The organism is Kitasatospora sp. NPDC041988, assembly GCF_055588525.1.
Genome location: NZ_JBVJCO010000004.1, coordinates 182,778 through 205,273 on the forward strand (window position 1 = coordinate 182,778; position 22,496 = coordinate 205,273).

The 22,496-nt window shown below is 72.6% G+C and carries 24 protein-coding genes and 1 pseudogene; 13 read left to right on the forward strand and 12 right to left on the reverse strand.

The features are described 5' to 3' along the window. Positions 1-156: 156 nt before the first annotated feature. Both ACZ6NC_RS06825 and ACZ6NC_RS06830 read right to left on the reverse strand, forming a co-directional pair. Positions 157-2,898, reverse strand: a complete 2,742-nt coding sequence (locus tag ACZ6NC_RS06825; protein ID WP_465729680.1) for an FtsX-like permease family protein — start codon at positions 2,896-2,898, stop codon at positions 157-159. Continuing rightward, complete coding sequence (locus ACZ6NC_RS06830; RefSeq protein ID WP_465729682.1) at positions 2,895-3,686, reverse strand: ABC transporter ATP-binding protein; 792 nt, start codon at positions 3,684-3,686, stop codon at positions 2,895-2,897. Before ACZ6NC_RS06830 ends, ACZ6NC_RS06825 begins: the two co-directional genes overlap by 4 nt. A gap of 310 nt (positions 3,687-3,996) precedes the next feature. Here ACZ6NC_RS06830 and ACZ6NC_RS06835 point away from each other — a divergent pair, with 310 nt between their 5' ends. Together ACZ6NC_RS06835 and ACZ6NC_RS06840 are read left to right on the forward strand one after the other, a co-directional pair. Continuing rightward, on the forward strand, positions 3,997-4,863 hold the full coding sequence (locus tag ACZ6NC_RS06835) for an S-methyl-5'-thioadenosine phosphorylase (protein ID WP_465729684.1): 867 nt from the start codon (positions 3,997-3,999) through the stop codon (positions 4,861-4,863). Positions 4,864-5,043: 180 nt separating this feature from the next. Further along, a complete protein-coding gene (locus ACZ6NC_RS06840) occupies positions 5,044-5,862 on the forward strand; it encodes a class I SAM-dependent methyltransferase (RefSeq protein WP_465729686.1) in 819 nt (272 codons plus the stop codon). 45 nt (positions 5,863-5,907) lie between these two features. On the opposite strand, the gene ACZ6NC_RS06845 is transcribed toward ACZ6NC_RS06840, so the two are convergent. After that, entirely contained in the window at positions 5,908-6,687 is a 780-nt protein-coding gene (locus tag ACZ6NC_RS06845) for an NUDIX domain-containing protein (protein WP_465729688.1), read from the reverse strand. Further along, complete coding sequence (locus ACZ6NC_RS06850) at positions 6,684-6,938, reverse strand: hypothetical protein (RefSeq protein ID WP_465729690.1); 255 nt, start codon at positions 6,936-6,938, stop codon at positions 6,684-6,686. Before ACZ6NC_RS06850 ends, ACZ6NC_RS06845 begins: the two co-directional genes overlap by 4 nt. Before the next feature lie 126 nt (positions 6,939-7,064). On the opposite strand from ACZ6NC_RS06850, the gene ACZ6NC_RS06855 reads away from it, so the two are divergent. Both ACZ6NC_RS06855 and ACZ6NC_RS06860 read left to right on the forward strand, forming a co-directional pair. Continuing rightward, positions 7,065-7,898 carry a helix-turn-helix domain-containing protein gene (locus ACZ6NC_RS06855; RefSeq protein WP_465729692.1) on the forward strand — a complete coding sequence of 278 codons (834 nt, stop codon included), beginning with the start codon at positions 7,065-7,067 and terminating at the stop codon, positions 7,896-7,898. Beyond that, a complete protein-coding gene (locus ACZ6NC_RS06860) occupies positions 7,895-8,101 on the forward strand; it encodes a DUF397 domain-containing protein (protein WP_465729694.1) in 207 nt (68 codons plus the stop codon). The genes ACZ6NC_RS06855 and ACZ6NC_RS06860 overlap by 4 nt, the downstream gene beginning before the upstream one ends. Positions 8,102-8,177: 76 nt before the next feature. On the opposite strand, the gene ACZ6NC_RS06865 is transcribed toward ACZ6NC_RS06860, so the two are convergent. Beyond that, the gene (locus ACZ6NC_RS06865) at positions 8,178-8,675 is read right to left on the reverse strand and encodes an LGFP repeat-containing protein (protein WP_465729696.1); all 498 of its coding nucleotides are present in this window, start codon (positions 8,673-8,675) and stop codon (positions 8,178-8,180) included. Positions 8,676-8,918: 243 nt separating this feature from the next. Beyond that, positions 8,919-9,293, reverse strand: coding sequence for a hypothetical protein (locus ACZ6NC_RS06870; protein ID WP_465729698.1), 375 nt, complete (start codon positions 9,291-9,293; stop codon positions 8,919-8,921). Positions 9,294-9,485: 192 nt separating this feature from the next. On the opposite strand from ACZ6NC_RS06870, the gene ACZ6NC_RS06875 reads away from it, so the two are divergent. Further along, positions 9,486-10,298, forward strand: coding sequence for a leucine-rich repeat domain-containing protein (locus ACZ6NC_RS06875; protein ID WP_465729700.1), 813 nt, complete (start codon positions 9,486-9,488; stop codon positions 10,296-10,298). Between the two features lie 295 nt (positions 10,299-10,593). Beyond that, a complete protein-coding gene (locus tag ACZ6NC_RS06880) occupies positions 10,594-11,319 on the forward strand; it encodes a dienelactone hydrolase family protein (RefSeq protein WP_465729702.1) in 726 nt (241 codons plus the stop codon). Between the two features lie 100 nt (positions 11,320-11,419). On the opposite strand, the gene ACZ6NC_RS06885 is transcribed toward ACZ6NC_RS06880, so the two are convergent. Next, positions 11,420-12,172 (reverse strand): class I SAM-dependent methyltransferase, encoded by a 753-nt coding sequence (locus ACZ6NC_RS06885; protein WP_465729703.1) that lies wholly within the window; start codon positions 12,170-12,172, stop codon positions 11,420-11,422. Positions 12,173-12,258: 86 nt separating this feature from the next. Between ACZ6NC_RS06885 and ACZ6NC_RS06890 the strand changes: the two genes are divergently transcribed. Further along, positions 12,259-12,822, forward strand: coding sequence for a GNAT family N-acetyltransferase (locus tag ACZ6NC_RS06890; protein ID WP_465729705.1), 564 nt, complete (start codon positions 12,259-12,261; stop codon positions 12,820-12,822). A gap of 242 nt (positions 12,823-13,064) precedes the next feature. Then, positions 13,065-13,463 (forward strand): nuclear transport factor 2 family protein, encoded by a 399-nt coding sequence (locus ACZ6NC_RS06895; protein WP_465729707.1) that lies wholly within the window; start codon positions 13,065-13,067, stop codon positions 13,461-13,463. A 128-nt stretch (positions 13,464-13,591) separates the two neighbouring features. Here the strand turns inward: ACZ6NC_RS06895 and ACZ6NC_RS06900 are convergent, their stop codons facing one another. The 4 genes and pseudogenes from ACZ6NC_RS06900 to ACZ6NC_RS06915 all read right to left on the reverse strand — a co-directional run bounded on the left by ACZ6NC_RS06900 (position 13,592) and on the right by ACZ6NC_RS06915 (position 16,034). Beyond that, positions 13,592-13,990 carry an Imm50 family immunity protein gene (locus tag ACZ6NC_RS06900; protein WP_465729709.1) on the reverse strand — a complete coding sequence of 133 codons (399 nt, stop codon included), beginning with the start codon at positions 13,988-13,990 and terminating at the stop codon, positions 13,592-13,594. Beyond that, positions 13,977-14,501: an Imm50 family immunity protein gene (locus tag ACZ6NC_RS06905; RefSeq protein ID WP_465729824.1), complete on the reverse strand. Its 525-nt coding sequence runs from the start codon at positions 14,499-14,501 to the stop codon at positions 13,977-13,979. Before ACZ6NC_RS06905 ends, ACZ6NC_RS06900 begins: the two co-directional genes overlap by 14 nt. 82 nt (positions 14,502-14,583) lie before the next feature. Beyond that, positions 14,584-14,988 (reverse strand): annotated as a pseudogene (locus ACZ6NC_RS06910) (permease); the annotation flags it as partial. Positions 14,989-15,593: 605 nt separating this feature from the next. Continuing rightward, positions 15,594-16,034: a DUF5997 family protein gene (locus ACZ6NC_RS06915; protein WP_465729711.1), complete on the reverse strand. Its 441-nt coding sequence runs from the start codon at positions 16,032-16,034 to the stop codon at positions 15,594-15,596. A gap of 57 nt (positions 16,035-16,091) precedes the next feature. Between ACZ6NC_RS06915 and ACZ6NC_RS06920 the strand changes: the two genes are divergently transcribed. Both ACZ6NC_RS06920 and ACZ6NC_RS06925 read left to right on the forward strand, forming a co-directional pair. Next, a complete protein-coding gene (locus ACZ6NC_RS06920; protein ID WP_465729713.1) occupies positions 16,092-16,940 on the forward strand; it encodes a LysR family substrate-binding domain-containing protein in 849 nt (282 codons plus the stop codon). Between the two features lie 63 nt (positions 16,941-17,003). After that, positions 17,004-18,002, forward strand: a complete 999-nt coding sequence (locus ACZ6NC_RS06925) for a phosphotransferase family protein (RefSeq protein ID WP_465729715.1) — start codon at positions 17,004-17,006, stop codon at positions 18,000-18,002. A 66-nt stretch (positions 18,003-18,068) separates the two neighbouring features. Here ACZ6NC_RS06925 and ACZ6NC_RS06930 read toward each other — a convergent pair whose 3' ends face one another. Beyond that, the gene (locus ACZ6NC_RS06930; protein ID WP_465729717.1) at positions 18,069-18,992 is read right to left on the reverse strand and encodes a hypothetical protein; all 924 of its coding nucleotides are present in this window, start codon (positions 18,990-18,992) and stop codon (positions 18,069-18,071) included. 217 nt (positions 18,993-19,209) lie between these two features. Here ACZ6NC_RS06930 and ACZ6NC_RS06935 point away from each other — a divergent pair, with 217 nt between their 5' ends. From ACZ6NC_RS06935 to ACZ6NC_RS06945, 3 genes are all read left to right on the forward strand, one after another. After that, positions 19,210-19,485, forward strand: a complete 276-nt coding sequence (locus tag ACZ6NC_RS06935; protein ID WP_465729719.1) for a heavy-metal-associated domain-containing protein — start codon at positions 19,210-19,212, stop codon at positions 19,483-19,485. 122 nt (positions 19,486-19,607) lie between these two features. Further along, entirely contained in the window at positions 19,608-21,851 is a 2,244-nt protein-coding gene (locus tag ACZ6NC_RS06940) for a heavy metal translocating P-type ATPase (protein WP_465729721.1), read from the forward strand. A 96-nt stretch (positions 21,852-21,947) separates the two neighbouring features. Then, positions 21,948-22,493 (forward strand): SixA phosphatase family protein, encoded by a 546-nt coding sequence (locus ACZ6NC_RS06945; RefSeq protein WP_465729723.1) that lies wholly within the window; start codon positions 21,948-21,950, stop codon positions 22,491-22,493. The last annotated feature ends 3 nt before the right edge of the window (positions 22,494-22,496 follow it).

The following is a 22,496-nucleotide window of genomic DNA, read 5'->3' on the forward strand; positions in this document are numbered from 1 at the left end:
CAAGGCCCGGAAGGGTCGGACACCCCCTGGCGGTTTCCCCACCGTCTTCACCCCGGGGGGGGGGGGGGAGTGGGCGGGGGGTGGGGGCGGCCCGGAGACGCGCCCGGGGAATCGGGCGCGCCGCCGGGCCGGGCGGGGCTGGTCTCTACCGCGGCCTCAGCCGAGGCGGCGGGTCAGCGGGGTGCGGGAGCGGGTGAAGAGGCCGGCGAGCAGGCCCGCGAGGAGCGGGACGACCAGCGCGGTGAGCGCGATCTCGCCCCAGGGGACGACGATCGGGTTGGTCACGCCCGGGTAGTCGATGTCCCGGGTCTTCAGCAGGGCGAGCGCCGGGACGAACCCGTTGACGGTGCCGAGCACCGCGCCCAGCACGGCGATCACCGCGCACTGGACGCCGGAGAGCCGGCGGCGGATGCCAGGCGGAGCGCCGACGGCGGCCAGGGTGGCCTGGTCGCGCCGGGAGTCGGCGGCGGCGAGGCCGGTGGCGATGCAGGCGGCGCCGAGGACGATCAGCGCGGCGAAACCGGTGAGGGCGAGGGTCGGCAGGTCGCCCTTGGGCTGGAAGCCGCGTTCGACCTCGATCTGGGCCATCGGCACGAGCCGGTCGGCGGTCGCCCCGGCGCGCTGCTGTGCCCGGTGGTCGGGCGCGGTGGCGGGCAGCCAGGCCGCGCCGACGGGTGTGACGGTCACGCCCTGGCCGAGGCCCTCGACCGCCTTGGCGCCGATGACGCCGGCGCCGTAGCGGTCGGCGGCGGGGTTGTCGATCAGGACGGCGTCGACGGCGATCTCCTTGATGTCCTGCCCGGGGGTGGTACCCGGCTGCGGGGCGCTGGTGAATCCGCCGGTGAGCTGGAGCACCACCTTGCCGTCGTGGATCCGGGAGGCGTTGAAGACGACGGCCTTGCCCGCGGCGAGCGCCTGGTCGGCGGCCGGGTCACGGAGGTCGAACGCGTTGTGCAGGACGGCCGCGTCGCCCACGAGGAGGGAGTTCCGCCCGAGGCCGCCGCCGCCCTTGAGGGTGACCGCGCTGGAGCAGCCCTTGCACCAGGAGTAGAACGCCTGGGAGAGGTCGGCGCGTTCGCCGAGACCGGGCATGTCCCGTTCGACGGCCGACCGCAGCCGGGGGAGCTGCGGGTCGCCCGCGGGGACGGCGAGCACGACGGAGTTGACCGGGCTGTGCGGCCGGTAGGCCTCGCGGTCCCGCGCCTCGGTGCTGGTGGTGTAGAGGCCGACGGCCACCGAGCCGGCGACGGCGGCCATGACGGCGGCGATGGCCGGGGCGGTGCGCCCGCGGTGGCGGGCGGAGTCGCGCAGGGCGAGCCGTCCGCTGAGCGGCAGGTGGCGGGCGAGCCGGCCGCAGAGCGCGATCAGCAGCGGGGTGAGGGCGAGCAGGCCGAGTTCGGCGGCGGCCGAGCCGGTCAGCACCATCAGGGTCATCTTGTCGAGGCCGGCGAAGACGGCGATGCCGCGGCCGGTGCCGTCGTTGGTGCCCACCGCGAGCAGCGCGGTGGCCGCGCCGGCGACGAAGAGGACGATGCCGAGGGCGGTGGTCCGGCGGTTCGGCGGCTTGACGGTGTCGCGGTCGTTGAGCCCGGCGGTGACGCTCTGCCGGGCGGCCTGGAGGGCGGGCAGTGCGGCGGCGAGCAGTGCGGTGACGAGGCCGACGGCGCCGATCGCCGCCAGGTCGGCGGCCCGCAGGCCGAAGTGGCCGAACCGGCTGCCCGCGGTCTCCTCGATCCACGGCCGGAGAGCGGCGACCAGACCGGTACCGAGCAGCACACCGGCGGCCGCGCCGGCCACGCCGAGCACCAGGCCGCCACCGAGGACGACGGCCGCGACGTGCCCGCGGTCGCCGCCGCCGGCGGCGAGCAGGGCCAGCTGCCGGCGGGAGCGGCGGGCACCTACGGCGAAGGCGGGGCCGGCGAGCAGGGCCACTTCGAGCAAGGCCATGCCGGCGACGGTGGCGACCACGACGGCGGTGTTCTTGCGCGTGGAGTCGCTCAGGCTGACCTTCTGGGCGCGGTACGACACCTGAGCGTCGGCTGGCGGGTAGAGCGCCACGGTGCGCGCGGTGGCGGTGAAGCCGTACTGGTTGAGCCGCTGCACGCCGGCCCAGTCGAGCGGCTTGCCGGCGGGCATCTTGACCAGCCAGGAAGCCTTGTCGGCGGCCTGCTCGGACACGCCGGTCGGGGCCTTGGCGGCGGGGGCCAGGGCGGCGAGCGGCGCGAGGACCTCGCCGGGGCGGCCGACGAACTCGACCTTGCCGAGGTCACCGGGGCGCTCCACCACGCCGGTCACGGTGAACGGCGCCTTCTCCAAGCCCTTCAGGGTGGTGGTGGAGCCGATGCCGAGCCCGGACTCGTCGAGGAAGGCCCGGGTGACGGCCGCCTCGTGCGCTCCCTTCGGTGCCCGGCCCTCGACCAGGGTGATCCGGCCCTTCCAGGCCGGGTCGGTGAGGTCGGCCTCGGCGGTGTCGGTCTGGAGCAGGCCGTCCCGCGAGGCGGCGTTCGCGGTGGGGCCGGGGCCGGCCGGCAGCAGGGTGCCGCCGGGCAGCAGCTCCTTCAGCAGGTCGGCCGGGACGTCGGCGGCGCCGCGGGCCTGTTCCGGCGTCGGTGCCTGTCCCTCCCGGGGAGCGACGGCGTAGGCCCCGTCCTCGGCGAACGGGAGCTGGTGCACGGTGCTGCCGGGCGCGTAGGCGGTGACGTACGCGTCGGCCCCGCCGAGCAGGCGCTCGGTCCGTTCGGCCGGGGTGAGCTGGCCGCTGCGGTAGACGACGTCGGCGCCGGCGACGCCGAGGACGGGCAGGGCGACCATGGCGACGACGAGGGCGCTGCGGCCCTTGGCGCGCAGGGCGTCGCGGCGGGCGATCCGCAGCGTGACCTTGAGGGAACGGAGCTTCATCGGACGGCCTCGATCGCGTCGGCCTGGCGCGCGCGGCCGTGGCGGGCGGCGATCCGCAGCAGGGAGTCGGCGTCCTGGCCGACGCACTCGTCCACGATCCGGCCGTCGCTGAGGAAGACGACGCGGTCGGCCCAGGCGGCGTGGCGGGGTTCGTGGGTGACCATCATGGCGGCGGCGCCGGCGTCGCAGCGGGAGCGCAGGACGGCGAGGACGGCCTCGCCGGTGGCGGAGTCAAGGGCGCCGGTGGGCTCGTCGGCGAGGACGAGGCGGCGGTCGCCGATCAGGGCGCGGGCGATGGCGACGCGCTGCTGCTGGCCGCCGGACATGTCGTCGGGGAAGCGGTCGGCGAGCTCGGGGATGCCCATCTCCGCCAGCGCGGCGACCGCCTTGCGGCGCGTCGCCCGCCCGGCGGTGCCGTCGAGTTCGAGCGGCAGGGCGATGTTCTCGGCGGCGGTGAGCGCCGGGATCAGGTTGTAGTCCTGGAAGACGTAGCCGACCGAGCGGCGGCGGACCTCGGCGAGCTTCTTGCGGCTGAGGCCGCCGAGGGCGACGCCCTCGACCAGGACCTGGCCGGTGCTGGGGGTGTCGAGGCCGCCGGCGAGGCTCAGCAGGGTGGACTTTCCGGAGCCGGACGGGCCCATCACGGCGACGAACTCGCCCGGCTGGACCGCCAGGTCGACCCCGCGCAGTGCCTGTACTTCGGCCGCGCCCCGGCCGTGGACCCGGGTGACGTGGTCCAGGTGCAGCACGGGAGCGGTGGCGCTCCTGCTGGAACTGGTCTGAGGCATGGGTGTTCCCCCTATGGATGTGGCATGGCGCCCGGGATGCGGCATGGCGGCGGAAGGCTCTCGGACCGGTCGGGACTCCTGCGGGCCGGTCCGGCCTGCATACCCAGTATGTATACCGCACCCGTCGGGGAAAAGTATATGTAGTCGACCGGCATATCGATAGCGAGGGCCCGGACCGGCCATCGTCCGCTCGATACGAAGGGCCCGGACCGGCCGCCGTCCGCGAACCGTGAGAAGGGCCCCCGCGCCCCCGCCGCCGCTGCCCGCCTAGGCTGGGCGGGCCAGTTCATCGGAGGAAAGGTTGATCGACATGGCGGACATGACGGCCCATCGCACCGACGGCGGCGCGGCCCCGCGCGCCGAGCTCGGCGTGATCGGCGGCTCCGGCCTGTACGCGCTGCTCGACGACGTCACCGAGATCACCGTCGACACCCCCTACGGCCCGCCCAGCGACTCCCTGTTCCTCGGCGAGGTGGCCGGCCGCACCGTCGCGTTCCTGCCCCGGCACGGCCGCGGCCACCGGATCCCCCCGCACCGGATCAACTACCGCGCCAACCTCTGGGCGCTGCACGCCCTCGGCGTCCGGCAGGTGATCGGGCCGTGCGCGGTCGGCGGCCTGCGCCCCGAGTACGGTCCCGGCACCCTGCTCGTCCCGGACCAGTTCGTGGACCGCACCTCCGGCCGGACGCAGACCTTCTACGACGGCCTCCCGCTGCCGGGTGGCGAGGTGCCCGAGGTCGTCCACGTCTCGATGGCCGACCCGTACTGCCCGGCGGGGCGGCACACCGCACAGGCCGCGGCCCGCGACGCCGCCTGGGAGCCGGTCGACGGCGGCACCCTGGTGGTGATCGAGGGCCCGCGCTTCTCCACCCGCGCCGAATCCCGCTGGTACACCGCCAGCGGCTGGTCGGTGGTCGGCATGACCGGCCACCCCGAGGCCGTCCTCGCCCGCGAACTCGGCCTCTGCTACACCTCGATGGCCCTGGTCACCGACCTGGATGCGGGCGTCGAGAGCGGCGAGGGCGTCACCCACGCCGAGGTGCTGGAGGTCTTCGCGCGCAACGTCGACCGGCTGCGCACCGTGCTGTTCAAGGCGCTGGAGAGCCTGCCCACCACCCGGGACTGCGTCTGCTCGCACACCCTTGACGGGCTCACGACCGGCCTGCCGGGCGTCTGACGTCCGCCGTCGCCCCGTCGGGCGGCGGCCCGTTCGCGGTACGCGATTCCTCCCCTGCGCCCCTGTTCCGGCCGGAGGCCCCGAGTGTCACACTGCTTGTCGCAACCAGCCTACCGTCAAAGGTAGTTGGACGACCCGAGGGGGAGCGTCGTGACCATCGGGGAACCGGAGGGGATGCGCATGACCGACCAGGGGCAGGTCGACCCGGCGCGCAGCCAGGTGTTCGGAGAGGTGGCCGAGCTCTACGACGCCGCCCGTCCGGGCTACGCGGACGCGCTGGTCGCGGAGGTACTGGCGTACGCGGCACTGGGCGGCCGTGCGGCGGTGGAGGTCGGCGCCGGAACCGGAAAGGCCACGCTGCCGTTCGCCGCGCTGGGCACGCCGCTCGTGTGCATCGAGCCCGACCCGCGGATGGCGGAGGTGCTACGACGAAACACCGGGCCGTATCCGGGAGTTCGGGTCCACGCCGGCAGTTTCGAGGAGTGGCAGCCGGACGGCCGGAGCTTCGGGCTGCTCCTCGCCGCGATGTCCTGGCACTGGGTGGACCAGCAGCGGCGTTGGGAGCTCGCCCACGATGCCCTCGCCCCCGGTGGCGCGGTGGCACTGTTCTGGAACCCGCAGGGGATCCGCGATCCGGAGCTGCACGCCGCCCTGGCCGAGGTCGACCACCGGCACGGGATCACCGACTCCCCGCACAGGGACCTGACCTCGGCCTACGGTGAGGAAGCCGGGAACTGGGCCGGGCTGCCCGGCTGGCCCGAGGACGAGTGCCGCCGCGACGGCCGTTTCACCGACCTGCGCAGCGTCCGGTACCGGCAGGAGCAGCACTACGACACCGACCGCTACCTGGGATACCTGGCCTCGCTCTCGCGCTACCGCCTCCTTGCCCCCGGCCGGCGCGAGCAGGTCCTTGCCGACACCGCCCGCGTCCTGGACGCCCACGACGGCGGCATCGACATGGACCTCCTCAGCGACCTCTTCCTCGCCCGGGCGCGGTGAGTCGGGGGCTGTTCGGGGGGCTGTTCGTCGGGGCTGATCGTCGGGCTACTCGGCGGGGATTCCGCGGAGGAGGAAGGGGAGGTGGGCGCCGCGGGCGAGGGCGGTGAGGGCCTGGGTGGTGCGGCGGTGCTGCTCGGTGGCCATGACGTCGGGGAGCCGGGCCTCGGGGACCCAGTGCAGGCCGATGACGTGCGGGGGTGGCAGGTGGCGCGCGAGGGTCACCTCCTGGGCCCGGGTGAGACGGCCTCCCCAGTAGACGAAGTGGACGGCCTCGGGCAGGAGTTGGGTGTCAGTGTAGTCGGTGGCGAGCAGGCTGCGGAGCGGGAGGACGAGGCCGGTCTGGGCCTCGGTGTGACGGCGGGCGGCGAGGTGGGGGAGTTCGTCGCGCTCGGCGCTGCCGCCGGGGAGGGTGTGGCCGTTCTTGTAGGTGGTTTCGAGGAGGAGGACGGCTCCGTCGGAGTTGAGGACGAGGGCCTGGTGGCCGAGCCGGCGGCGGGGCGGGTTGGTGAGGATCCCAGGGAGTGGGTACAGCAAGTCGGGCTCCTGTGCGATGAGTTGGATGTAGGTGACCCGCCCGGCTCGCGCGGGGGCCGCGAGCCGGACGGGAGTCGGGGGTGTGGCTCGGTCGGGTTCCGTTGGCATCGAGAGCCAGGTGAAGCAGGCGGGGAGGCCGGCGACGATGCCGGTCGCGACGATGAGGCCGAGGATGAGCAGTCGCGGGCCGCAGGGCCCGTCGCGGATCGGCCAGCAGGCGAGGACGGCGGCGCCGGCGCTGACGGCGGGCACGGCCGTGACGGCCGCGAGGAGTCTGAGGGTCGGGTTCACGCGGCGCCGTGCGCGCGGGGCCTGCTGGGGTGCTGCACGGTGAGGTGGCGGGGGTGGTCGAGCCGTTGGAGGTGCTCGGGCTTGGTGGTCCACTCGCAGCCGCCGCCGGCGGGGCGCAGGTAGGCGAGGCCGCCGAGGGTGTCCATGTAGACGCCTTCGGAGGGCTCGCCGGTGGCCGTGCGCTGGGCGAGGTCGCGGACGACTTCTCCGACCTTGGGCCTGTACGCGGGCATACGGGGGCGGCTGGGCATGTCGGCTCCAGTGGTTGCTCTGGGTTCCCGATCTCTTACCGGGTGTAGCCATGATGGCCCGAATGGTTTTACGATGGCCAGGGTTTCACTGTTGACCGTTCCGTCAAGTGAAAGGTCTCATCTGTCATGGTTGATCAGGAACTTGATGCAGCGTCATCTCCGGCCGTGCGGTTCGGTCAGGAACTTCACAGGTCACGGCGGGCAAGAGGCTGGTCCCAGGTCGGCTTGTCGAAGCGCATGGGGTACTCCAACACGCTTGTGTCGTACGTCGAACGAGCGAAGCGTCCTCCAACAAGGAAATTCGCTGTTAAAGCCGACGAGGTGTTCGCGACCGGGGGTACCTTCTACGAGCTCTGGCGGCGCTACTCGCGCGCCAGTCTGTTGGAGGGTTTCCCTGAGTTCGCGGACGCCGAGGCGCGATGCCGCCGCCTTCGTACCCTGGAGCTGACCGTGGTTCCAGGCTTGTTCCAGATACCTGCCTATGCCAGGGCGCTGGCTCAGGCCGCCGCTCATCGGGGTGCCATCTCGCAGAGTGAGGCAGAGGAGCGCGTCGACTTTCTGGCCTTCCGTCAGCAGCGCGTGCTGGGCCAGCAGTCTCCACCTGTCATTCACGCGGTACTGGACGAGAGTTCCTTGCTCCGTCCAGTCGGCGGAAGGGAGGTGATGTTCGGCCAGCTCGACCACTTGGAGGAGTTGGCGGCTCGACCGAACATCACCATCCAGGTGGCCCCTTTCAGTCTCGGTGAGAACCTGCCGTTCACTCTCCCCGTGGTCCTGCTGGACCTTCCGGACCACTCGGTCGTCGGGTACGCCGAATCCCAAGCTCGGGGCCACCTTGAACGCACCCGTTCAACGGTCACGGGCTGGGAGAGAGAGTACGATCAGCTCGTGGTGGAAGCGTTGCCCAAGGCGGCATCCCTCGCACTGATCCGCAAGGCTCGAAAGGAGCTGGCCTCATGAACCTTGACCTGCGTGGTGCTTCCTGGTTCAAGTCGTCGTACAGCAACAACGGCGGCAACTGTGTTGAGGTTTCCGCAAGCTTCCCGGGTACCGTTCCCGTCCGCGACTCCAAGGACCCCGAGGGCCCTGCACTCGTCTTCCCTGCCGACGCCTGGCAGTCGTTCGTCACCGGCGTCCAGGCCGGCGAGTTCGGCACCGTCTGACCCTGCCTGCGCCTCAGTGCCCCGACCGGAATCCCGGCCGGGGCACTGATGCTTCACTGGTGGCCTGTGCGAAGCGTCAGAGGCAGAGGTTCTCGCTTGTCCAGGTCTTCGATGCCCCGCCGCCAACGGCTTGGAAGTAGATCACCGCGCACTGGAAGTTCTGGCGGATCTGGTCGCCCGCCTTGACCTCGTAGGAGGTGGGGTAGCCGGGCCATCCCCGCTCGCATCCGAGGTCGCACCAGGCGCCGCCGATGGCTCCCCAGACCGGCCAGGCGCCACTGCGCGGGGACCAGTAGATCGTGCCGTTCTGGAACTGCGTTCGTCGGCCGAACCCGTCGGGGTTGACCAGCTCGTCCGTGAGAGGGCACCCGAGCGGCCCGTCGGGACCCTTCATCTCGATGTACCTCTTCTCGATGTCACCGACAACGTTCTTGCCGTTGTTGCAGTAGGAGTCGCCGGCCTGCGCGGGCGACGCGGCCGCGACGACGATCAGGCTCGCCAGCAGGGTCAGTACTCCAAGTCCTGCGCCGATCCGGTCTCGAATCCTTCGCTGGAGGGCTGTACCGAGGTGCATCACGTCCCACCTTCCGCTTTCAGGGCTGCTCGCGATCGGTGTGCAATTGTCATTGCGGCTGCGTGGTCCTTACAAGAGCACCGAGGGCGGGGTGCGGCAATTCCGGCCAAAGCCGTAAAAACCGATAGTGAGATGATCGCGGAAGGGCGAGGCCGTTGCTCTGAGGCCCGGGCCCCAGAGCAACGAGGAGCGGTGCCACCGGCGTTGGGACGCCGGGCGGGGCCGGGCCGATAGGCGGCGGTGTCAGAAGGCTGTGCGGGTGTCGCTGCGGGCGTCGCCGACCGGGATGTGCTCGTCGTAGAGCCCGGCCCGGGCTGCGCGGCGCCACGGGCGGGCGTGACGAACAGCCAGATCGATGTCCCTGTCCTGCGAGTCGAGGTCGATGTCCGCGGCCGCCAGGGCGGGACGTCCGTCCGCGGGACAGCGCGCCGGCCACCGTCCGCCGGGCGCCACGATCCCGGACGGCACCGTGGCGCTGTACTGCGCCGGGATGGAGTAGCCGAGCCAGTAGTTGTGGAGCGTCCCGTACGCCTGGGCGACACGGGCCCTGGGCGCGTCGTCAGCCATCACCGACAGCAGGACACAGTCGACGTCCAGACGCTCGTACTCGGCGAACACCTCCGGAAATCTGGCTTCGATGCACAGCGCGAAGCCGAACCGGAAGCCGTCCGCCTCGACGACGAGCGGCTGGTGCCCAGGCCCCCGGCGGGCCCCGGCCCCCTGGCCGTGATCATCTCAGGGTGGGCTTTTCGGGTCGAGCCGCAACCCCCAACTGATCCGGCTCACCCGCGTCTTCCTATCGTGTGTGCCATGGCGAACGAACCAGAGCTGGCATCCCACACCAACAGGCGGGGCGACACCTCGGACTCGGCCCCGGGCAGCAGCGCCTCCCACCGAGATGTCTGCACCTGCTTCGACCAGGGCCGGGTGAGCAACCGACAGCGGGTCCGCTTCCACAATGAGCGACAGGACACATCGTCGCCGGCCTGGCAGCACCTCCTGGCGCTGATTGAGGAAGCCGCCGCGGACGGACGGGAGGTGTTTCGACCACTTGCGGAGATGAGCCCCCAAGAGCGGCGCCAGATCGTCACCCTGCCGCCCAGCATCGCCAAGCTCACCACCGTCAAGCAGTTCAACCTCTACGGCAGCAACCTGGTTCGGATCCCTCCGGAGATCGGCGCCATGAGCAGCCTGCAGGAATTCACGCCGTACACGTCCTACCGGCTGCACTGGTTCCCGTACGAGCTGACCAGGTGCCCGAGTTTGAAGCGCAGCACCGTGAGCACGCGCGCCCTGTTCGGCAACGAGAAGCTCCGCCCACCGTTCCCCCCGCTCCAGCCCGCCCGCGTGGTGGCCACGGACCTCGGCCTCGACGACGTCGACCCCGGAGAATGGGGTGCTGCAGCCGTTCGCAGGTGCAGCGTGTGCGACCGGTCACTGGAGGGAGCCGAGATCCACCAGGCATGGATCTCGCTGCGCGTTGCCACCGACGTCTTGCCGCTTCTGGTCAACGCCTGCTCCGCATCCTGCCTGCAGGACCTTCCCAAGCCGCCGCAGGACTATGTCCAGTCCCCGCACGCAGGTGGTCCCGGCCTTGCCCAGCCCACCGCTGACTACGCCTGACTGTGTCATACCAGCGAGCCGCGACTTCGCCGCCGGATGCCGGCCCGGCTCCGGCATCCTGGCCATCCAAGATCTGCGACAGAGCCGGTTTTTCAGGCACCTCGGCCGGACCCCTGGACCTCCGCGAGTTCGCGGAAACCGAAGGATCTTCAACGCTGACCCGGGGATGCAGTGCCCTGATTCTCGGGTGTGGCCTCGTGGGAGCCGGCGCCGCGTTTCAGAGGCGCACCCGCGCTGTTCTGCCGGCGGTGAACACCGGCCCGACCGGGCGCGGCGATCACTACGGTCCGGTCCCATGACCACGATTACTACGCGCACGGTCGAGTACCCGGCCGACGGCCTGACGATGATCGGGCACCTCGCGCTCCCGGCGGGTGTCGACCGCCGGCCCGCGGTCCTGCTCGGGCCTGAGGGGATGGGGCTCAGCGACGTCGAGCGCCGCCGGGCCGATGTACTCGCTGAGCTGGGATACGTGGCGCTGGCCTTCGACCTCCACGGCGGGCGCTATTTGGGCGACCCTGAGGAGATGCTTGCCCGTTGCATGCCGCTGCTCGCCGACCCCGACCGGATGCGGGGCATCGGCCACGCGGCGCTCGACGTGCTCCGCGCCGAGCCGCGGACCGACCCCGACCGGATCGCCGCCGTCGGCTACGGCACCGGGGGCGCGATCGCGCTGGAACTCGGGCGCGACGGCGTCGACCTGCGGGCGATCGGGACGGTCAACGCACTGACCACGGGCCGACCGGGCGAGGCGGCGCGCATTCGCTGCCCGGTGTGGGCCGGTGTCGGGTCGGAAGACCCCATCATGCCGCCCGCGCAACGGGACGCGTTCACCGCTGAGATGCAGGCCGCGGGCGTCGACTGGCGCCTCGCGCTCTACGGCGGCGCCTTACACGCCTTCCACCACCCACCGGTCGACCACACCGTGGTCCCCGGCGTCGGCTACCACCCACGGCACGCGCAGCGAGCCTGGCGCGACGTCGTCGACCTGCTCGCCGAGTGCGTGCCCGTGACGGAGTGATCCGGCCGGTCCAGCTCGGCCCCCCGCCGACCAGCCGGCTCACTACGGTCCCCTGCTGACCGACGGGCGTTGACGTGGTGGAGACCGTCTCCCCTGAGCCCTACAGATCCGGGCCGGACGGCGGGAGGCGGTAGACGGACACGTGGGAACGCGAGTCGGCGGTGAAGTCGGCCCCGGTCCAGTCCGCGTGCCTGGTCTCCAGCTCGAACCCGGCCAGCTGGGCCATGAGGTCGAGTTCGGCCGGCCAGATGTAGCGGTGGGGGCTGCGGAGGAGTTCGGCCTGCCGGCTGTCGTCGAACCTGAAGTGGTGCGAGACGACGTGCTGCCGCAGGACGTCGTAGGTGTCCAGGCCGATGTAGCCGGGCTCGGAGTGCCAGACGGTGGCCTCCTGCCCCGGCGGGAGCTTGCGCAGCTCGGGGACCCAGAGCTCGATCACGAACCGGCCGCCGGGCGCGAGGTGGCGGGCGGCGTTGCGGAAGCATGCGACCTGTTCGGCCTGGGTGAGCAGGTTGGAGATGGTGTTGTAGACGAGGTAGACGAGCGTGTACGTCCCCGGGGCCCGGGCGGTCGCCATGTCGCCGACGGTCACCGGGATCGTTGCCTCGTCCACCTTCGACCGGAGTCGGTCGATCATGGGCTGCGACAGCTCGATGCCGGTCACGGACACGCCGCGCTCGGCGAGCGCAACGGCCACGCGCCCGGTGCCGATGGCGAATTCGAGTGCCCGGCCGTCGCCCGCGAGCTCGGCGAGGCGGCCGGCAGTCGGGCCCAGGACCTCGGGTGCGAACATGCCGGTGCCGGGGGTGTCGTAGCTCCGGGCGGCATCGGCGTCCCAGATCTTCTCCTGTTCCATTCGGTCAACGATCAGACCGGGGAGGCGAGTTGTCCAACGGTTTTGCGGCCGTGGATCGTGGCCGGCCGGGTCGCTATCGTCGCCTCATGCCCGAACTGATCGCGCCGACAGCCCGCCTTCACGCCGCCTGGACGGAGGCCTACGACGAATGGGGCCCCGGCAGTCACGAGGACGGGTTCGGGCTGTTGCCGGCCGACGAGACCGGCTCGCCGGCCGGGTTCGCGGCTTGGGTGGCGCGGCTGGCCGACGCGTCGGATCCGGCGAAGCGCGCCGAGCACGGCGGGAAGAGCTGCACCTACCGGTGGATCGTCGAGGGCGACCAAGTGCTCGGCGGGATCGCGCTGCGGCACGGTCCCGACGGCTACGTCCCGCTGTACGGCCATATCGGCTACGGCATCCGCCCGTCCGCGCGCCGGCGCGGGCTCGCCACCTGGGCGCTGGGCCGGATGCTGGACGAGGCGCGGCAGCTGGGCCTGGACCGGATACTGCTCGCCTGCGCGGTCGAGAACACGGCCTCGGTGAGGACGATCACGCATCACGGCGGTGTCTTCGAGGACATCCGCGAGACGGAGGTCGGCGCGGTGCGGCGCTACTGGATCACGCTCCGGCGTGCGGCGGCGGCGGAAGTACGAGAGCCGTCTGACAAGTGATCGTTCGGCCGCTTGCCGGCTGGGCGGCCCGACCTTGAGTGGGTTCGGCGATGGCTCCTCTCGCCGGGCGCACTCGGCAGCGAGCAGGAAGTCGGCCTCGCGACTTCCTGCTCCGCCCGGAGGTGATGGGGCACCGGGCCGTAAGGGCGGGCCGACCCACAGGTCCGCGTTCGCCGTCGACGTGGCCCGGCAGTTGTGACGACTCCGTTCCTGCGGTGCCATTGCACTGTTACTGTCGGATCATGTCCAAGGTCGAGATTGACGCGCTGACCGCCGAGTTCTTCGGCGCATTCGACAACCGGGGCGGCAAGCCCGCCGACGTGGCCCGGCTCCGCCGGCTGCTGATTCCGGGGGGAGTGATCGTCAACACCGGACCGGCCCTCACCGTCTACACCGTGGACGAGTTCGTCGAGCCGCGCGAAAAGCTGCTGAGCGACGGCCGGTTGGTCGAATTCTCCGAGTGGGAGACGTCCGAGCGCACCGAGATCGCGGGCAACGTCGCGTCGCGGGTCGGCGAGTACAGCAAATCCGGGCTGATGAACGGCGAGCCCTACGAGGGCAGCGGGACGAAGGTCTTCCAGTTCGTCCGCACCCCCGAGGGCTGGCGGATCGTCGCCTTCTCCTGGTCCGACCGGCCCTGACCGCCCCTTACCGCCCCTGACCGGCCCTGACCGGCCCTGACCGGCCCTGACGCGACCCCCGGGCGGACGTCCGCCCGGGGGTCTGCGCGTATCAGCAGCGGTGACCCGTCGGCTCGGGGGTCGTCGGCTCAGAAGCCACCGGCGCGGGAGCCGGTGGGCGCGGTGGCGGTGATCGTGCCGGCCTCGAACGTCATCCGCTTGCCACTGCCGGACAGTTCGACGGAGTCGGAGGTCAGGGCGATGCCGGTGAGCGGGTCCGTGCTCCAGCCGTCCACCACGAGGTTCCGCACGCCGGTGCAGAGCAGGAAGAACGTGACGGCGTTGTACCCGGCCTCCTCCCAGGTGGCCGCCGCCCCCGCCGGGACACCGAAGGCGAAGAAGCGCAGGGTGACGGAGGCCTCGCGCTCGTCGAGGTGCACGGTGGTCAGTGCGTAGTCCGTCAGGGGCGGCGGTGGCGTGCCCAGCACCGCGCGGACGTCCTCCGGGTTGAGCAGCGCGGCCGACCAGTCGGCATCAGAGGGAGTCATAGAAGGGCATCCTGGTCGGCGGGGGAAGGGTGTCGTACAGGCGCTGGTCGACGCGGCCGGCGAACCGACGGGGTGCGCTGGAGGCGTCGCCGTCCGAGGAGTTGTAGGCACTGAGGTGCGCGGCCTGGAGTTCCTCGTAACAGCTGAAGCGGATGGCGCAACCCTCCCCGTCGATCGAGACCCGCAGCAACCGCTGCCCGAGACGCCCCGACCGCTCGTGGCGGACGGTCACGGTGCGGCCGGTCGGCATGCCGTGCATCCGGAGGTCATCCTGCGGGCCGAGGATGAAGTGCAGCTGGAGCTCGAACCGGTCGCAGCCCGCCGCGCGCCAGTCGTCCGGTGCCAGATCCGGGAAGCGGGGGAGTTCGAGGCGGCAGACGAGCGTCGGGCCGTAGACGTTGAAGTGCACCGACCGGAGGACCACGTCCTCCAGGGGCGGCACCTCGGTGTACAGGCCGGCCAGCGTCTCCCGGTTGTGCAGCAGCAGCTCGTCCCAGGTCGGGGTCGTGATGGTCGTGCTCCTCTCCTCCGGGGCGGTCCTGACACACCGTAGCGTCGCGAGGGGCGCCCCTGGGGTGGCCTGCCCGTCAAGTGGGCTTCCCGGGGAAGGTGATGGCCGTCGCGACCAGGACGACCGGGTTGACGGCGGGCGCCGAGAGGAGGAAGGCGAGTGCCGCGGCGGGTGCCACCCCGCGTCTCATCAGGCTGCCGGCCACCGGGACGGAGGCGCACTCGCAGCCGGGGAGCACGGCCCCGGCGACCCCGGCGACCGGTACGGCGAGCGCGGGGTTGGCCGGCAGCAGCCGGGTGAAGACCCTGGGCGGCACGAACGCCCCGATCGCCGCCGAGACGACGGTGCCCAGCACCAGGAACGGCAGGCCCTGCACGACGATGGCCACCAGGAGGGTCCGCCAGGCCCGCACGCCACCGGAGTCCCACCCGCTCGCCAGGGCCAGTACCGCCGCGGTGGCCACCAGGGCCGCCGCTCCGGTCAGCAGCCCCGGACCCGCCGCGGCGGGTCGGCCGCCTGCGGTACGGGGGGTGTGCCGGACGCTGCCGAGACTCGTCTCCACCACGGTGACCGCCCCTCAGCCCGCTCGCCGCCGGTGGGCGGCAAGCTCTGTCTGCTCACCGTCATGTGGCGAGCCGGGGACAGAGTAGCGGTGATAATCACTTTCATCTAGGGCTTCACCGGCGCGTCGCTCTTGGGTAGGGTTCCGTTCGGACGGATGCGCGTCGGCAATGCCGGTGATACGTCAACTGGCTTGATTTCAGGGCGAGTTGATCGATTGATGAGAGGTCGCGCGCTACGCCGCCAGGGCGGTCCGGCCGGGGTGCCCCGCCGGGCGGCTCTGCCGGGTGGCTCCGCGCTGGCCAGGCCGGCGGAGAGCGCTGCCCGGCGAGCCCGTCCGAGCGGAAGAGCCGGGCGGGCCGGCCAGGCCGACGCGTTCCCTCGTCGGGCGGATCCCCCCTGCGGACGTGCGCGCCGCCGCCCCGGCCGTCGGCTCCGGAAGCCCCCCGGGGGTACCGGCAGGTTCCCGGTGGTATCGGTGCCTCGGCGGCGACCGCACGTACCCGGCGGTGCCGGTGCTTCCGGGCGGTGTCAGCGCTTCTTGGCGGGCTTGGCCTGGGGGGCCGCCTGCTTCTGCTGCTCCTTCTGCTGGTCCTTCTCCTGCTTCTCCTTGATCCGCACGGACTCCTTGCGGACCTCGGCCTGGACGGTGCGCTCGCGCTCCAGCCAGGTGGGGTTGGACTCCTTCAGCGCGTCGATCTGCTCCGTGGTGAGGGCCTCGGTGACTCCGCCGCGGGCCAGGCCGGAGACGGAGATGCCGAGCTTGGCCGCGACGACCGGGCGCGGGTGCGGGCCGTTGCGACGCAGGTCCTGGAGCCACTGCGGCGGCTCGGTCTGCAGGGCGTTCAGCTCCTCGCGGGAAACCACGCCCTCCCGGAAGTCGGCGGGGGCGGCGTCGAGGTAGATGCCCAGTTTCTTGGCCGCCGTGGCCGGCTTCATGGTCTGGGTGGTCTTCGGCTTGAGCGATGTCATGGTCACTAGGGTAAGCGAGTGAGTGGCGGCCCCGATCACGGTCGGTAGCCTTGCTGCGTGACAGAGATGCAGGCGAACCCCTCGTTCCGGCTGGTGTATGTTCCCGGCGTGACGCCCGGTAAATGGGTGCGCGTCTGGGAGCAGCGGCTGCCCGACGTCCCGCTCACCCTGGTCGCGGTACCGGTGGAGGAGGGCGAGTCGACGCTGCTGGGCGGCGGTGCGGACGCCGGGCTGGTCCGGCTGCCGGTGGACCGGGACAGTCTCAGCGCGATCCCCCTCTACACCGAGACCACCGTGGTCGTCTTCCCGAAGGACCACTGGCTGGCGGCGGCCGAGGAGGTGCCGGTCGCGGACCTGGCCGACGAGGTCGTCTTCCACCCGATGGACGACTCCCTCGGCTGGCAGACCCTCCCCGGGCGGCCCGCGATCGAGCGCCCGGCGACGACGGGGGACGCGATCGAGCTGGTCGCGGCGAACGTCGGTGTCCTGCTCGTGCCGCAGTCGCTCGCCCGGCTGCACCACCGCCGGGACCTCACCTACCGCCCGGTCCCGGACGCGCCGCAGTCGCAGGTGGTGCTCTCCTGGCTGCAGGACCGGACGACCGACCTGGTGGAGGAGTTCATCGGCATCGTCCGCGGCCGGACGGTCAACAGCTCGCGCGGCCGGGCCGGCGCGGCGCAGCCCGAGGAGAAGCCCGCCACGGCGGCCGGCCGCCCGCGCGGCGGCTCGGGCAAGCCGGCCGGTGGCAAGTCGACGGGTGCGAAGCCGACGGGCGGCAGGGCGACCGGTGGCAAGGCGGCGGGCGGGAAGTCCGCCGGCGGCAGGTCGGGCGGCGGCAGGCCGGGCACGGGGAAGGCGTCGGGCGGCAAGTCCGGCGGCGCCCGCCGGGGCCGCCCGGGCCGGTAGGCGGCTCCCGGCCGTCGTGAGCCGGGTATGTCGTGAGCCCGGCACGTCCTAGGCTGGCGAGCCATGAGCGAATTAGTGACTCAGGGCGGCGGGCAGCGCGACCGGGTCGCGACCTGGGCGTGGGTCGAGGGGCGGCTGGCGGACGGCAGCAGGGTGGTCGGGAGTACCCGGCTGCGCGGCGGATTCACCTCGCAGATGCGTCGGCTCCGGCTCGAAGGGCCCGGCGGGGTGCGGGAGTTGGTGCTCCGGTCGTTCGTCGAACCGTTCTACCTCCGGCATGCCGAAGGCCTGCTCACCCGGGAGGCCGACATCCTCACACTGCTCCGCGCGGACGGCACCGGAGTGCCGGTGGCCGCGCTCCGCGGGGTGGACGCGACGGGGGAGTTCTGCGCGTACCCGTCGCTGCTGATGACGTTGCTGCCGGGCACCGTCCGGGTGGACGAGGAGGAGCTGGACCAGCGCTGCCGGCTGCTGGCCGAGCAGCTGGTCCGGATCCACCGCGTCGACGTGCCAGAGCATGCGCGCCCGCGGGCCTACCAGGCGTGGGTGACCGCAGAGGGCGTGCGGCGTCCGGCGGAGAGCGCGCGTCCGGGGGCGTGGGAGCGGGCCGCCGGGGTCATCCGCCGCCCACCTCCGCCGTTCCCGGGTCGCTTCCTGCACCGGGACTACCACCCGGGCAACGTGCTCTTCGGTAGAGGCGGGAGCGGCGAGGGTGGCCGTGACGCGGGCGAGCTGCGGATCACCGGCGTGGTGGACTGGGTGGAGACCTCCTGGGGTCCCGCCGACCTGGACGTCGCGCACTGCTCCACCGCGTTGGCCCTGCTGTACGGGGTCCCGGTCGGGATGGGGTTCGCCGACCGCTACCTGGCCGCCGGCGGTGGCTTGGCCGAGGATCCGTCCGACCACCTCTACTGGCGCCTGCTCGACGCCCTGGCCTTCGCGCCGGACGCGGAGAAGGTCGGGGTGAGCTGGCGTGAGCTCGGCCGGGCGGACCTGACCCCCGCGCTGCTGGCCGAACGGCTGGAGGACTACGTCGAGGAGTTGCTGAAGCGCTACGGCTGAGGCACTTGAGGTACCTGAGGTGCTGCGGCTGCGCGGTGACGGTGGCTGCTCGGTGACGGTGGCCGCTCAGTGCCGGTGGGCGTCGGCCTCGGTGGGCGCGTCGCCGCCCTGGGTGGTGACGGTGAAGGCCGCGGTGCGGACGGTGTCCCCGTGCCGGAAGTCGAGGAAGAGGCGGTAGGCGCCCGGGCTGGGTGCGGTCGCGGTGAAGGCGACCTCCGGCCCGGGCGTCGTGCTCTCCGGGTGGACGTGCAGGTAGGCGAGGTCGCCGGCGCGCAGGGCGACCAGGTGGCCGTAGGCGCCGAGGTAGGGCTGGAGGTCGGTGACGGGCCGGCCGTCCCGGGTGACGGTGAGGGTGAGCCGGGCGGGCCGGCCGGGGGTGAGGTCGCCGCCGAGGGTGACGGTGTAGCCGTCGACGGTGACGCTGCGGCCGGTCTCCGGCAGGGGCGCGGGGCGCAGGTCCCCGGCCGCGTGGAGGTCGGCGCCGAGGGTGAGCCCCTCGGCCGCGCCGGCCGGGGTGAAGTCGGCGAAGACCCGGTACTCGCCCGCGGCCGGGAGGGCGGCCGCCGCGCTCCAGGCGCCGTCGGCGGCCCGGGTCGGGTGCAGGTGCTGGAAGGTCGTGAGGTCGCGCGGGGCGACGATCAGGTGCAGTTCCTTCTCGTGCGCCGGGCGGTAGTCGGTGACCGGGCGGCCGTCCGTGCCGAGGATGCGGAACCGCAGGTCGGTGGGGGCGCCGGCGGTGACGAAGGGGTTGTCGAGGCTGAGTGTGTAGCCGCGTTCGGAGACCTGGAGTCCGCCGGGCAGGTGGTCGGCGGGGTTCGCCGCCTCCGGGGTGTGGCCCGCATGCGCGGCGGCTGAGGCGGCTGAGGCTGAGGCGGCGGTGGAGGCGGCCGGGCGCGGGCCGGTGCCGGTGGCGTGGCCGACCCCGTACGCGGCGCCGAACGCGGTGGTGAGGCCGGTGGCGAAGGCGGCGATCTTCAGCGCGGTGTTCATGGCGGGGCTCCTTCGGTGCTGATCGGATCTTCGGGTGGGGCTCCGAGATCTGGAGTAGATACCCCTAGGGGGTATGGAGTCAAGTGGTTCCGGCGGTCGGGGGGAGGGGTTGCGCTCGATACCCCCCATGGGTATAAACGAAGCATGCACCGACCGATACCCCCACCGGGTATCTGAGGGGCACTGCTGACCGCCACTGAACCCACCGGAGGAACCCATGTCCTGCTGCTCCACCGACGGCACCTGCTCCACCACCGCCACCGTCGAGACGGCCCCCGCCGCCGTCACCGCCGTCTACGCGGTCGCCGGGATGACCTGCGGCCACTGCGAGCAGACCGTCGGCAAGGCGGTCTCCGCCCTGGCCGGCGTCACCGCCGTGCGCGTGGACGTCACGGCCGGCCTGGTCACCGTCTCCGCCGAGGCCGAGCCGGATGAAGAGGCCCTGCGCGCGGCCATCGACGACGCGGGCTACGAGCTGACCGGTCGCGCCTGACGGCAGCTGTCCGATTCGCCCCGGCATCCGGGGTCCGGACGCCCCCCTGCAACCCCCTGGGGGTATCCGGACCCCGGCCCCGGACCCGACCCACCCTGATCCACGACCCGCGAGGAGCCCAGATGACCACCCAGGCACCCGCCTCCACCGAGGTGGAACTCCAGATCGGCGGCATGACCTGCGCCTCGTGCGCCGCCCGGATCGAGAAGAAGCTCAACCGCATGGACGGCGTCGAGGCCACCGTCAACTACGCCACCGAGAAGGCCAGGGTCATGGTCGCGGACGGCATCGAGGTCGCCGACCTGATCGCCACCGTCGAGGCCACCGGCTACACCGCCGCCCTGCCGAGGCCCGCGGTCGCCGAACCGTCCGGTGACCTCGCGGAGGCGCCGGACGAACTCGCCCCGCTGCGGCAAAGGCTGATCACCGCGCTCGCCCTCGCCGTCCCCGTCATCGCGATGGCCATGGTGCCGGCGCTGCAGTTCGACAACTGGCAGTGGCTCTCGCTCACCCTCGCCGCGCCCGTCGTCACCTATGCCGCCTGGCCCTTCCACCGGGCCGCCTGGACCAACGCCCGGCACGGCGCCGCGACCATGGACACCCTGGTCTCGCTCGGTACCGGCGCCGCGTTCCTCTGGTCGCTCTGGGCACTGTTCCTCGGCCACGCCGGCATGCCCGGCATGCGGCACGGCTTCGAGTTCACCATCGCCCGCAGCGACGGCTCGTCCAACATCTACCTGGAGGCCGCGGCCGGTGTCACCGCGTTCATCCTGGCCGGGCGCTACTTCGAGGCGCGGTCCAAGCGCACCGCCGGTGCCGCCCTGAAGGCGCTGCTCGAACTCGGCGCCAAGGAGGTCACCGTGCTGCGCGGCGGCGCCGAGGTCCGCATCCCGACCGGTGAACTCGCCGTCGGCGAGCTGTTCGTGGTCCGCCCCGGCGAGAAGGTCGCCACCGACGGCCTGGTCGAACAGGGCGCCTCCGCCGTGGACGCCTCGATGCTGACCGGCGAGTCGGTGCCGGTCGAGGTCGCCGTCGGCGACGCCGTCACCGGTGCCACCCTCAACGCCGGCGGCCGGCTCGTGGTCCGCGCCACCCGCATCGGCGCCGACACCCAACTCGCCCGGATGGCCAAGCTGGTGGAGGACGCGCAGAACGGCAAGGCGGCCGCCCAGCGGCTCGCCGACCGCATCTCCGCCGTCTTCGTCCCGATCGTCATCACCCTGGCCCTCGCCACCCTCGGCTACTGGCTCGGCACCGGCGAGGGGTGGAGCGCCGCCTTCACCGCCGCGGTCGCCGTGCTGATCATCGCCTGCCCGTGCGCCCTGGGCCTGGCCACCCCGACCGCCCTGCTGGTCGGCACCGGGCGCGGCGCCCAGCTCGGCATCCTGATCAAGGGCCCGGAGGTGCTGGAGTCGACCCGGCGGGTGGACACCATCGTGCTGGACAAGACCGGCACCGTCACCACCGGCCGGATGACCCTGCTCGCCGTCCACACCGCTGAGGGCGTCACCGAGACCGAGGCGCTGCGCCTGGCCGGCGCCCTGGAGCACGCCTCCGAACACCCGATCGCCCGGGCCGTCGCCACCGCCGCCGCCCAGAAGACGGGCGAACTGCCCGCCGTGGAGGGCTTCGAGAACGTCCCCGGCCTCGGCGTCCAGGGTGTGGTGGACGGGCACGCCGTCCTGGTCGGCCGCGAGCAGTTGCTCGCCGACTGGTCGCAGTACCTGCCGGCCCGGCTCGCCGAGGCCAAGCGCGCGGCCGAGGCCGCCGGGCGGACCGCCATCGCCGTCGGCTGGGACGGCGAGGCGCGGGCCGTGCTGGAGGTCGCCGACGCCGTCAAGCCCACCAGTGCCGAGGCCATCGCCCGGCTGCGCGCCCTCGGGCTCACCCCGATGCTGCTCACCGGCGACAACGCCGCCGTGGCCCGGGCCGTTGCAGCCGAGGTCGGCATCAAGCCGGCGGACGTGATCGCCGAGGTGCTGCCGCAGGACAAGGTCGCCACGGTCCAGCGCCTCCAGGCCGAGGGCCGGGTCGTGGCCATGGTCGGCGACGGCGTCAACGACGCGGCCGCCCTCGCCCGGGCCGACCTGGGCCTGGCCATGGGCACCGGCACCGACGCCGCCATCGAGGCCGGCGACCTCACCCTCGTCCGCGGCGACCTGCTCGCCGCCGCCGACGCCATCCGGCTCTCCCGCCGGACCCTGGCCACCATCAAGGGCAACCTGTTCTGGGCCTTCGGCTACAACGTCGCCGCCCTGCCGCTGGCCGCCGCCGGACTGCTCAACCCGATGATCGCGGGGGCGGCGATGGCCTTCTCCTCGGTCTTCGTCGTCGGCAACAGCCTGCGCCTGCGCACCTTCCGCTGACGCCCCGTCCGCCGTCCGCCCCTCACTCCTTCGAGTGAGGGGCGGATGTCATGTCCGCGGCCCGGCCGATGGGTGGCTAGCGTCGGCCGGGTACCGATGTCCCGTGTGGAGGAGGAGACCGTCGTGAGCAGCGAACCGACCCGCAGGATCGTCCTGGTCCGGCACGCCAAGGCCGAGTGGAGCGACGCCGATGACCACGAGCGCCCGCTGGCCGAGCGCGGCCGCAAGGACGCTCCCGTCGCGGGCCGCTGGCTGGCCGGTACGGGCATCGTGCCGGACCTCGCACTCGTCTCCACCTCGGCGCGCACGCGGGAGACCTGGAAGCTGATCGTCCCCGAGCTGCCCCAGCGGCCCAGGACCCTCTTCGAGGACCGGCTCTACGAGGCGAGCCTCGGCGAACTGATCGCCGTGCTCAACGAGACGTCCGACGAGGTGGCCGACCTGCTGCTGGTCGGCCACAACCCCGGTGTCCACGCCCTCGCCGACGCCCTCGCCGGCGAGGCCGAGGCCGACCTGCTGCCCCGGATGAACCGCTCCGGGTTCCCGACCTCCGCCATCGCGGTGCTGACCTTCACCGGTTCGTGGAAGGGCCTCGAACACGGCGTCGCCCGCCTCGTCGCGTTCTGGGCACCCCACGCCTGACCC

Coding starts and splice junctions, on each gene's coding strand:
- ACZ6NC_RS06915 (WP_465729711.1), bottom strand. CDS start 16,034: ATGACATCGCTCAAGCCGAAGACCACCCAGACCATGAAGCCGGCCACG.
- ACZ6NC_RS06880 (WP_465729702.1), top strand. CDS start 10,594: ATGACCACGATTACTACGCGCACGGTCGAGTACCCGGCCGACGGCCTG.
- ACZ6NC_RS06895 (WP_465729707.1), top strand. CDS start 13,065: ATGTCCAAGGTCGAGATTGACGCGCTGACCGCCGAGTTCTTCGGCGCA.
- ACZ6NC_RS06940 (WP_465729721.1), top strand. CDS start 19,608: ATGACCACCCAGGCACCCGCCTCCACCGAGGTGGAACTCCAGATCGGC.
- ACZ6NC_RS06925 (WP_465729715.1), top strand. CDS start 17,004: ATGAGCGAATTAGTGACTCAGGGCGGCGGGCAGCGCGACCGGGTCGCG.
- ACZ6NC_RS06900 (WP_465729709.1), bottom strand. CDS start 13,990: ATGACTCCCTCTGATGCCGACTGGTCGGCCGCGCTGCTCAACCCGGAG.
- ACZ6NC_RS06865 (WP_465729696.1), bottom strand. CDS start 8,675: ATGCACCTCGGTACAGCCCTCCAGCGAAGGATTCGAGACCGGATCGGC.
- ACZ6NC_RS06930 (WP_465729717.1), bottom strand. CDS start 18,992: ATGAACACCGCGCTGAAGATCGCCGCCTTCGCCACCGGCCTCACCACC.
- ACZ6NC_RS06835 (WP_465729684.1), top strand. CDS start 3,997: ATGGCGGACATGACGGCCCATCGCACCGACGGCGGCGCGGCCCCGCGC.
- ACZ6NC_RS06840 (WP_465729686.1), top strand. CDS start 5,044: ATGACCGACCAGGGGCAGGTCGACCCGGCGCGCAGCCAGGTGTTCGGA.
- ACZ6NC_RS06945 (WP_465729723.1), top strand. CDS start 21,948: ATGTCCCGTGTGGAGGAGGAGACCGTCGTGAGCAGCGAACCGACCCGC.
- ACZ6NC_RS06935 (WP_465729719.1), top strand. CDS start 19,210: ATGTCCTGCTGCTCCACCGACGGCACCTGCTCCACCACCGCCACCGTC.
- ACZ6NC_RS06825 (WP_465729680.1), bottom strand. CDS start 2,898: ATGAAGCTCCGTTCCCTCAAGGTCACGCTGCGGATCGCCCGCCGCGAC.
- ACZ6NC_RS06875 (WP_465729700.1), top strand. CDS start 9,486: ATGGCGAACGAACCAGAGCTGGCATCCCACACCAACAGGCGGGGCGAC.
- ACZ6NC_RS06855 (WP_465729692.1), top strand. CDS start 7,065: ATGGTTGATCAGGAACTTGATGCAGCGTCATCTCCGGCCGTGCGGTTC.
- ACZ6NC_RS06850 (WP_465729690.1), bottom strand. CDS start 6,938: ATGCCCAGCCGCCCCCGTATGCCCGCGTACAGGCCCAAGGTCGGAGAA.
- ACZ6NC_RS06890 (WP_465729705.1), top strand. CDS start 12,259: ATGCCCGAACTGATCGCGCCGACAGCCCGCCTTCACGCCGCCTGGACG.
- ACZ6NC_RS06860 (WP_465729694.1), top strand. CDS start 7,895: ATGAACCTTGACCTGCGTGGTGCTTCCTGGTTCAAGTCGTCGTACAGC.
- ACZ6NC_RS06830 (WP_465729682.1), bottom strand. CDS start 3,686: ATGCCTCAGACCAGTTCCAGCAGGAGCGCCACCGCTCCCGTGCTGCAC.
- ACZ6NC_RS06885 (WP_465729703.1), bottom strand. CDS start 12,172: ATGGAACAGGAGAAGATCTGGGACGCCGATGCCGCCCGGAGCTACGAC.